This is a genomic window from Streptomyces sp. NPDC017529 (genome assembly GCF_044329785.1).
Classification (GTDB): domain Bacteria; phylum Actinomycetota; class Actinomycetes; order Streptomycetales; family Streptomycetaceae; genus Streptomyces.
Genome location: NZ_JBIRJY010000001.1, coordinates 85,467 through 95,176, shown reverse-complemented (window position 1 = coordinate 95,176; position 9,710 = coordinate 85,467). Strand labels below are relative to the sequence as shown.

Genomic DNA, 9,710 nt, shown 5'->3' with positions numbered 1-9,710 from the left:
TCGACGGGGTGACGTAAGTGAGCGAAGACAAACTCCGCTACTTCCTCAAGCGGGTTACCGCCAATCTGCATGAGACTCGGCAGCGCTTGCAGGAGCTGGAGGCTGCCGGTGACGAGCCGATCGCGATCGTCGGCATGAGCTGCCGGTTCCCCGGCGGCGCGCGCAGCCCGGAGGCACTGTGGGACCTCCTGGCCGCCGAGCGCGACGCGATCGCCGGTCTGCCCCAGGACCGGGGCTGGGAATTCGGTGACCCCGATGTCCCCGACTCCGGCGCCCCTGAGGTGGAAGCAGGCGGTTTCGTCTACGACGCGACCGGGTTCGACGCGGGGTTCTTCGGGATCAGCCCGCGCGAGGCCGTGTCGATGGACCCGCAGCAGCGGCTGCTGCTGGAGGTGGCGTGGGAGGCGATGGAACGGGCCGGAATCGACCCGACGTCGCTGCGCGGCTCCGCGACGGGCGTCTTCGCGGGCGCTTCCGCATCCGGGTACGGCTGGATAACGGGCCGGCAGGGCGAGCTCGACGGCCATGTGATGACGGGCAACGCGACGAGCATCCTGTCCGGCCGTATCTCCTACACGCTGGGTCTTGAGGGCCCGGCGGTCACGGTGGACACCGCGTGCTCGTCGTCCCTGGTCTCGCTGCACCTGGCCGTCCAGGCGCTGCGGTCCGGGGAGTGCTCGATGGCGCTGGTCGGGGGCGCGTTCGTCGCGGCCACCCCCGTGCTGTTCACCGACTTCAGCAGCTCGCTCGGGCTGTCCCCCGACGGACGCTGCAAGACCTTCTCGGCCTCGGCCGACGGCATGGGCGTGGCCGAGGGCGCCGGTGTCGTGGTGGTGGAGCGGCTGTCGGACGCGCGGCGCAAGGGGCACCAGGTGCTCGCGGTGGTACGCGGCTCCGCGATCAACCAGGACGGTGCGTCCAACGGGCTCACTGCGCCCAACGGCCCGTCCCAGCAGCGCGTCATCCGCGCCGCCCTGGCCAGCGCCAAGCTGTCCCCCGGCGACATCGACGTGGTGGAGGCGCACGGCACGGGCACCCCGCTGGGCGACCCGATCGAGGCCCAGGCGGTGATCGCCGCCTACGGCCAGGACCGGCCGGAGGACCGGCCGCTGTGGTTGGGTTCGGTGAAGTCCAACATCGGGCACACCCAGCAGGCCGCCGGCATGGCCGGGATCATCAAGATGGTGCTGGCGCTGCAGAACCAGCGGCTGCCCAGGTCCCTGTACGCGGAAGACCCGTCGCCGCACGTGGACTGGTCGGCCGGCGACGTACGGCTGTTGACCGAGTCGGTGCCGTGGCCGACGGACGAGCGGGTACGCCGTGCCGGTGTGTCCGCGTTCGGCATGAGCGGCACCAACGTACACATCATCCTGGAGGAGGCCCCGGCCGAGGACGGCGCGAAGCCGGAGGCCACGAACGAGGACGGCGAGTTGGCGGCCGTCCTGGACGAGCCCGTAGACGAGGCCGAGCCGATGGCTGCCGCCCCCGCGGTGGTCGAGGCGGACGGCCTGGCCGCGTGGGTGGTGTCGGGCCGGTCGGCCCAGGGTCTCGCCGCGCAGGCGGGTCGGCTGCGGGAGTGGGTGGCCAAGCGCCCTGAGCTGGAACCGGCGGATGTGGCGTGGTCGTTGGCGGCGACGCGGTCGTCGTTCGAGCACCGCGCTGTGGTGCTGGGTGGCGGTCGCGAGGAGCTGGTGACCGGTCTGCAGAGGGTTGCCGCTGGTGAACCCGCGGGTTCGGTGGTGTCCGGGGTAGCGCGCTCTGGTCTGCGGTCGGTGTTCGTGTTCGCGGGGCAAGGTGCCCAGTGGGTCGGGATGGGACGTGAGCTGGCCCAGTCGAGTCCGGTGTTCGCGGCGCGACTGGCCGAGTGTGAGCAGGCACTCGCACCGCATGTGGACTGGTCTCTCGCCGAGGTGCTCGCGGGTGCGGAGGGTGCGCCTGGGCTGAACTCGGCGGATGTGGTGCAGCCGGTGCTGTGGGCCGTGATGGTCTCGCTGGCCGCCGTCTGGGAAGCCGCAGGCGTGGCTCCCGACGCGGTCGTCGGCCACTCGCAGGGTGAGGTTGCCGCTGCGACGGTCGCCGGGATGCTCACCCTTGAGGACGGTGCCCGCGTTGCGGCGGTGCGGTCGCGTGCGCTGACGAGCCTCTCGGTCGAGGGCTCGATGGTCTCGGTGGTCATGCCGTCCCAGGCCGTACGTGAGCTGGTCGAGCGCTGGGGCGAGCGGCTGTCGGTGGCCGCGGTGAACGGGCCTGCCGCAGTCGTGGTGTCCGGTGAGCCGGGTGCGTTGGCGGAGTTCGAGCGGGAGTTGGCCTCGCGGCATGTGCTGCGTTGGCGTATCCCGGAGACCGACTTCGTGGCGCATTCCCCGGCGGTGGAGGCGCTGGAAGCGGTGCTGGCGAAGGAGCTGGCCGGGATCACCCCGCAGGCCGGCCGGGTGCCGATGGTCTCGACGGTCACCGGCGAATGGGTGTCCGGCAGTGAGGTGGATGCTGCGTACTGGTACGCGAACCTGCGGCAGACGGTCCGCTTCGAAGAGGCCGTACGCGTGCTGGTCAGCGGCGGGTTCGGTGCGTTCGTGGAGGTGTCGCCGCACCCGGTGCTGACCGCGGCGGTGACGGAGACCGCCGAGGACGCCGGGATCACCGGTGTGCTGACGACGGGCACGCTGGAGCGCGACAACGCGGGCGCCACGCGTCTGATCACGTCGCTGGCGCAGGCGTACGCCGGTGGGCTGAGCGTGGACTGGAAGGCGGTGCTGCCCGCCGCTGAGCAGGTGCAGTTGCCGACGTACGCCTTCCAGCACCAGCGGTACTGGCTGGACCAGTCGGCGCGGACCGCGCCCCCGGCGGGCGGCGACGGCGCGAGCACGGCCGCCGAAACGCGATTCTGGGCGGCGGTCGAGGGCGGGGACCAGGCGCATATCGCCGAGGTCCTGGAAATCGAGGACCAGCAGCACCTGGCCGAGGTGCTGGAGGCCATGACGTCCTGGCGGCGGCGGGAGCGGAACCGTTCGGAGGCCGCGAACTGGCGCTACCGGGTGACCTGGGCGCCGGTCGCGGACCCCGACCCCGCCGCGCTCGCCGGCCGCTGGCTGGTGCTGGCCGGGCGGGCCGAGGACGCGTTGACGCAGCGATGCGTACAAGCGCTGGCCGCTCGCGGAGCGGACGCGGCCGTGGTCGAGGTGGGCGCCGACGTCCTGGACCGGGGCGCGATGGCGGCCGTCATCGGCCAGGCCGTGCAGGACACGGAGCCAGTGGCCGGCGTGCTGTCGCTGCTGGCGCTGGACGAGACGCCCGTCCCCGCGTACCCGGTGGTCGCCCAGGGGTACGCGAGGACGCTGGCTCTGGTGCAGGCGCTGGGCGACGCGGAGGTGGCCGCACCGCTGTGGGTGACCACGCGCGGAGCGGCGGCCACCGGAGCTGGTGAGGCGCTGACCAACCCGGTGCAGTCGCTGGTGTGGGGCTTCGGCCGGGTCGTCGGCCTGGAGCACCCGGACCGCTGGGGCGGGTTGATCGATCTGCCTGCCGTCTTCGACGAAACGGCCGAGGCGCGGCTGGCCGCCGTCCTGGCCGGGTGCGGTGAGGACCAGGTCGCCATCCGCCCGGCCGGGATCCTGGGCCGCAGGCTGACGCGCGCCCCGCAGCCCCGCCAGAACCCCGAGCACTGGGTGCCGCGCGGGACCGCTCTGGTCACCGGTGGCACCGGTGCGCTCGGCGGGCATGTGGCGCGCTGGCTGACCGGACGCGGCGCCCAGCGGCTGGTCCTGACCAGCCGCTCCGGCCCTGCCGCCGCCGGTGTCGCCGCGACGGCCGCCGAACTGGCCGCGCAGGGCACCCGGGTGGACGTCGTGGCCTGCGACGCGAGCGACCGGGCCGATCTGGCCGGGGTGTTCAACTGGGTAGCGTCGGACGGTTCCACCCTGTCCGCGGTGCTGCACACCGCGGGCGTCGTGCAGGCCACCACGGTGGAGGACACCGACCTGGCCGAGACAGCCGCTGTGGTGGCGGCGAAGGCCGCGGGTGCCGTGCACCTGGACGAGCTGACCAGGGACCTGGACCTGGACGCGTTCGTGCTGTTCTCGTCGATCTCGGCGACCTGGGGCAGTGGCCTTCAGCCCGCCTACGCCGCCGCCAACGCCTTCCTGGACGGACTGGCCGAGCACCGCAGGGCGCAGGGGCTGCCGGCCACCTCAGTGGCCTGGGGCTCGTGGGGCGGCGGTGGCATGACCGATGCGGACGGTGCCGAGCAGGGGCTGCGCCGCGGTCTGCTCGTCATGGACAAGGACCTGGCCGTCCAGGCCCTGGCGCAGGTCCTGGACGGCGGCGAAGACCTGGTGACGGTCGCGGCCGTGGACTGGGCGCGGTTCGCCCCGCCGTTCACACTGCGGCGGCCGAGCCCCCTCATCGAGGGCCTGCCCGAGGTCCGGCAGGCCCTGGACGACACCGACGCGGACGCCCCCGGCAACGGCGCGGCCGACTCGGACGCGGGCGCGTCCTTGAAGCAGCGGCTGGCCGGCCTCTCGCGCGCCGACCAGAACCGGACGCTGGTCAACCTCGTCCAGACCAAGGCGGCGGACGTCCTCGACTACCCCTCGCCCGAGGCCGTCGAGGCCACCCGCGCCTTCAGCGACCTGGGCTTCGACTCGCTGACCTCGGTCGAACTGCGCAACCGGCTCAGCACCGCCACCGGCCTGAAGCTGCCCGCCACCCTGCTGTTCGACGCCCCGACGCCCACGGCCGCCGCCGAGTTCCTCCTCGCGCAACTGGCGGGCGTCACCGACAGCGCCAGGACCGCGCCGGTCGCGGCGGCGGTCAGCGACGAGCCGCTGGCGATCGTCGGCATGAGCTGCCGCTACCCGGGCGGCGTGACGAGCCCGGAAGAACTGTGGAACCTGGTGGCCGCCGGAACCGACGCCATCTCCGTCCTGCCCGAGGACCGGGGCTGGGTCATCGAGGACCGGACCGACGCCGAAGTGGCGGAGTCCGGCGAACCCGTACGGGCGGGTGGCTTCGTCTACGACGCGACCGGGTTCGACGCGGGGTTCTTCGGGATCAGCCCGCGCGAGGCCGTGTCGATGGACCCGCAGCAGCGGCTGCTGCTGGAGGTGGCGTGGGAGGCGATGGAACGGGCCGGAATCGACCCGACGTCGCTGCGCGGCTCCGCGACGGGCGTCTTCGCGGGCGCCTCCGCATCGGGCTACGGCTGGAGCACCGGCCTCCAGGGCGAGCTGGACGGACACCTCGTCACGGGCATCTCGACCAGCGTGGTGTCCGGCCGGGTGGCCTACGTCATGGGACTTGAGGGCCCGGCGGTGACGGTGGACACGGCGTGCTCCTCGTCCCTGGTCGCGCTGCACCTGGCCTGCCAGGCGGTGCGCTCGGGGGAGTGCACGCTGGCCCTGGCCGGCGGCGTCATGGTGGCCGCCAACCCGCTCCTGTTCGACCAGTTCAGCCGGCAGATGGGGCTGGCCCCGGACGGACGGTGCAAGCCGTTCTCGGCGGACGCCGACGGCATGGGCCTGGGCGAGGGCGCGGGCATGCTGGTGGTGGAGCGGCTGTCCGACGCGCGCCGCAACGGGCACAAGGTGCTCGCGGTGATCCGCGGCAGCGCGACCAACCAGGACGGCGCGTCCAACGGCCTGACCGCGCCCAACGGCCCCTCCCAGCAGCGGGTGATCCGGGCCGCGTTGGCCAACGCCGGGGTACGCGCCGACGAGGTCGACGTGGTGGAGGCGCACGGTACGGGGACCCCGCTGGGCGATCCGATCGAGGCGCAGGCGCTCCTTGCGACGTACGGCCAGGAGCGCGCCGACCAGCCGCCGCTGTGGCTGGGTTCGGTGAAGTCCAACATTGGGCACACACAGGCGGCGGCCGGCGTGGCCGGTGTCATCAAGATGGTGCTCGCCCTGCAGCACCGCGAGCTGCCCGCGACGCTGCACGCGCAGGAGCGCTCGCCGCACGTGGACTGGGCGGCCGGCGACGTACGGCTGCTGACCGAGCCGGTGCCGTGGACGGCCGAAGGCCGGGTGCGTCGCGCCGGTGTGTCCTCGTTCGGCATGAGCGGCACCAACGCCCACGTCATCGTCGAGGAAGCCCCGGCCGCCGAAACCGGCGAGTCCGAGGACGGTTCCGGAGCGAGCACACCGGTGACTGACGTTTCACTCCCGGTGGTTGAGGCCGACGGCCTGGCCGCGTGGGTGGTGTCGGGCCGGTCGGCGAAGGGCCTGGCCGGGCAGGCGGGTCGGCTGCGGGAGTGGGTGTCCAAGCGTCCGGAGCTGAAACCTGCCGATGTGGCCTGGTCGTTGGCGGCGACGCGGTCGTCGTTCGAGCACCGCGCTGTGGTCCTGGGCAACGACCGTACGGAGCTGGTGACCGGCCTGGAGGGTCTGGCCGCGGGTGCGCCTGCGGACTCGGTGGTGTCCGGGGTCGCGCGCTCGGGCGCGCGGTCGGTGTTCGTGTTCGCGGGTCAGGGCGCCCAGTGGGTGGGTATGGGTCGGGAGTTGGCTCAGTCGAGTCCGGTGTTCGCGGCGCGGTTGGCCGAGTGTGAGCAGGCACTCGCACCGCATGTCGACTGGTCTCTCGCCGAGGTGCTCGCGGGTGGGGAGGGTGCGCCGGGGCTGGATTCGGCGGATGTGGTGCAGCCGGTGCTGTGGGCGGTGATGGTGTCGCTGGCGGCGGTGTGGGAGGCCGCTGGTGTGTCTCCGGATGCGGTGGTGGGTCACTCGCAGGGTGAGATTGCTGCGGCGACGGTGGCCGGGTTGCTGTCTCTTGAGGATGGTGCGCGGGTGGTGGCGGTGCGGTCGCGGGCGCTGTCGAGTCTGTCGGTCGAGGGCTCGATGGTGTCGGTGGTGATGCCGTCCGAGGCCGTGCGTGAGTTGGTCGAGCGTTGGGATGACCGGCTGTCGGTGGCTGCGGTGAATGGTCCGGCGGCTGTGGTGGTGTCGGGTGAGCCGGGTGCGTTGGCGGAGTTCGAGCGGGAGTTGGCCTCGCGGCATGTGCTGCGCTGGCGTATCCCGGAGACGGATTTCGTGGCGCATTCCCCTGCGGTGGAGCCGCTGGAAGCGGTGCTGGCGAAGGAGCTTGCCGGGATTGCCCCGCGGGCGGGTCGGGTGCCGATGGTTTCGACCGTTACGGGCGAGTGGGTGTCTGGCGCTGAGGTGGATGCTGCGTACTGGTACGCGAATCTGCGGCAGATGGTCCGCTTCGAGGAGGCCGTCCGGGTTCTGCTCGGTGAGGGGTATGGGGAGTTCGTCGAGGTCTCCCCGCATCCGGTGCTGACCGCGGCGGTGACGGAGACCGCCGAGGACGCCGGGAACATGGGTGTGCTGACGGTGGGCACGCTGGAGCGGGACAACGGCGGTGCCCGGCGTCTGATGACGTCGTTGGCGCAGGCGTATGTCGGTGGGCTGCCGGTGGACTGGAAGGCGGTGCTGCCTGCCGCGGAGTCGGTGGAGCTGCCGACGTATGCCTTCCAGCACCAGCGGTACTGGTTGGAGGCCGCCGCCACGACCGCCCCCCTGGTGGGTGGTGATGGTGCGAGTACGGCGGCCGAGGCGCAGTTCTGGGCCGCGGTCGAGGGCGGGGACCTGGCACAGGTCGCGGACACGTTGGCGATCGAGGACCGGAAGCAGCTCAGTGCGGTGCTGCCCGCGCTGGCGTCCTGGCGGCGCCGCGAGCAGGACAAGTCGGCGACGGCGAACTGGCGCTACCGCCTGACCTGGACGCCGGTCACCGCGCCCGAAGCGGGGATGCTGCCCGGCACCTGGCTGGTGGTGACGCCTGCCGGAACTGCGGCGGCCGAGCTGACCCGGGGGAGCGTGGCGGTGCTGACCGCCCGCGGCGCCGAGGTGGTGGTCATGGAGACCACGGCCATGGCCGAGCGTGCGCGCATGGTCGAGCAGATCCGAGCGGAGCTGCCGGAAGCCGGGTTCGCCGGCGTCGTGTCGCTGCTCGCGCTGGACGAGACGCCGGTGGCGGAGTATCCGGTGGTGTCCGCGGGACTGGCCGCGACGCTGACTCTGGTGCAAGCGCTGGGCGAGGCGGAGGTGGCCGCACCGCTGTGGGTGGCCACCTCCGGTGCGATGGCCGCCGGCTCGGACGAGGGCCCTGCCAACCCGGTGCAGTCGCAGGTGTGGGGCCTGGGCCGGGTCGTCGGCCTGGAGCACCCGGACCGCTGGGGCGGGTTGATCGATCTGCCTGCCGTCTTCGACGAAACGGCCGAGGCGCGGCTGGCCGCCGTTCTGGCCTGGTGCGGTGAGGACCAGGTCGCCATCCGCCCGGCCGGGATCCTGGGCCGCAGGCTGACCCGGGCCTCCCACCCCCGGACCGTCGGCCAGGAATGGACGCCGCGCGGAGCGGCGCTGGTGACCGGTGGCACCGGTGCGCTCGGCGGGCATGTGGCGCGCTGGCTGACCGGACGCGGCGCCCAGCGGCTGGTCCTGACCAGCCGCTCCGGCCCTGCCGCCGCCGGTGTCGCCGCGACGGCCGCCGAACTGGCCGCGCAGGGCACCCGGGTGGACGTCGTGGCCTGCGACGCGAGCGACCGGGCCGATCTGGCCGGGGTGTTCAACTGGGTCTCGGCGAGCGGGCCGTCGGTGACCTCCGTGATGCACACTGCGGGCGTGGGGCAGGCAACTACGGTCCGGGAGACCGATCTGGCCGAAACGGCGACGGTGCTTGCGGCGAAGGCCGCGGGTGCCGTGCATCTGGACGAGCTGACCAGGGATCTGGACCTGGACGCGTTCGTGCTGTTCTCGTCGATCTCGGCGACCTGGGGCAGCAGCGTCCAGCCCGCCTATGGCGCGGCCAACACCTTCCTGGACGGACTGGCCGAACAGCGCAGGGCGCAGGGGCTGCCCGCCACCTCGGTGGCGTGGGGTCCGTGGAGCGGCGGCGGCATGACCGACGAGGACACCGCCGCCTGGATGGCGCGCGGCGGCCTCTACGCCATGGAGTCGGATCAGGCCGTACAGGCGCTCGCCCAGATCCTGGACGGCGGCGAAGGCCTGGTGACGGTCGCGGACGTGGACTGGGCGCGGTTCGCGCCGACCTTCACGCTGCGGCGGCCCAGCCCGCTCATCGGGAGCCTGCCCGAGGTCCGGCAGGCCCTGGACGCGGGCGGCACGGACGCGTCGGCCGACCCGGACGCGGGCGTGTCCCTGAAGCAACAGTTGGCGGGCCTCTCGCGCGCCGAGCAGAACCGGACGCTGGTCACGCTGGTGCAGAGCAAGGCGGCGGCGGTGTTGGAGTACGCGTCGGCCGACGCGGTCGAGGCCACGCGCGCCTTCAGCGACCTGGGCTTCGACTCGCTGACCTCGGTCGAGCTGCGCAACCGGCTCAGCACGGCCACCGGCCTGCAACTGCCCGCCACCCTGCTGTTCGACTGCCCCACTCCGGTCGCTGTGGCCGAGTACCTCTGGAACGAGGAGTTCCAGGACGGGTCGGCTCCGGGGTCCCTCGTCGAGGAGGTCGACCGGCTCGGGTCGCTGCTGACCGAGGCGAAGCCGGACGAGAAGACGCATCAGTTGATCACCGATCGTCTGCAGGGGCTGCTGTCCCGGTGGAGCGAGGCCGGCGCCACTTCGGGGCGTCAGGCGGTCGCGGAGAAGATCGGATCCGCAACGGACGACGAGATATTCGAGTTCATTCACAAGGAACTCGGCCGGTAGGTAGTTCTCCGTAATTGCGGACAGCAAGCTTGCATTTCAAGACTG

1 protein-coding gene is annotated in these 9,710 nt (G+C 72.6%); it reads left to right on the top strand.

Features of this window, described 5'->3' with window-relative positions:
• The first annotated feature begins 17 nt into the window (after positions 1-17).
• Positions 18-9,665, top strand: coding sequence for a type I polyketide synthase (locus ACH4K4_RS00065; RefSeq protein ID WP_398163689.1), 9,648 nt, complete (start codon positions 18-20; stop codon positions 9,663-9,665).
• Positions 9,666-9,710: the final 45 nt, after the last annotated feature.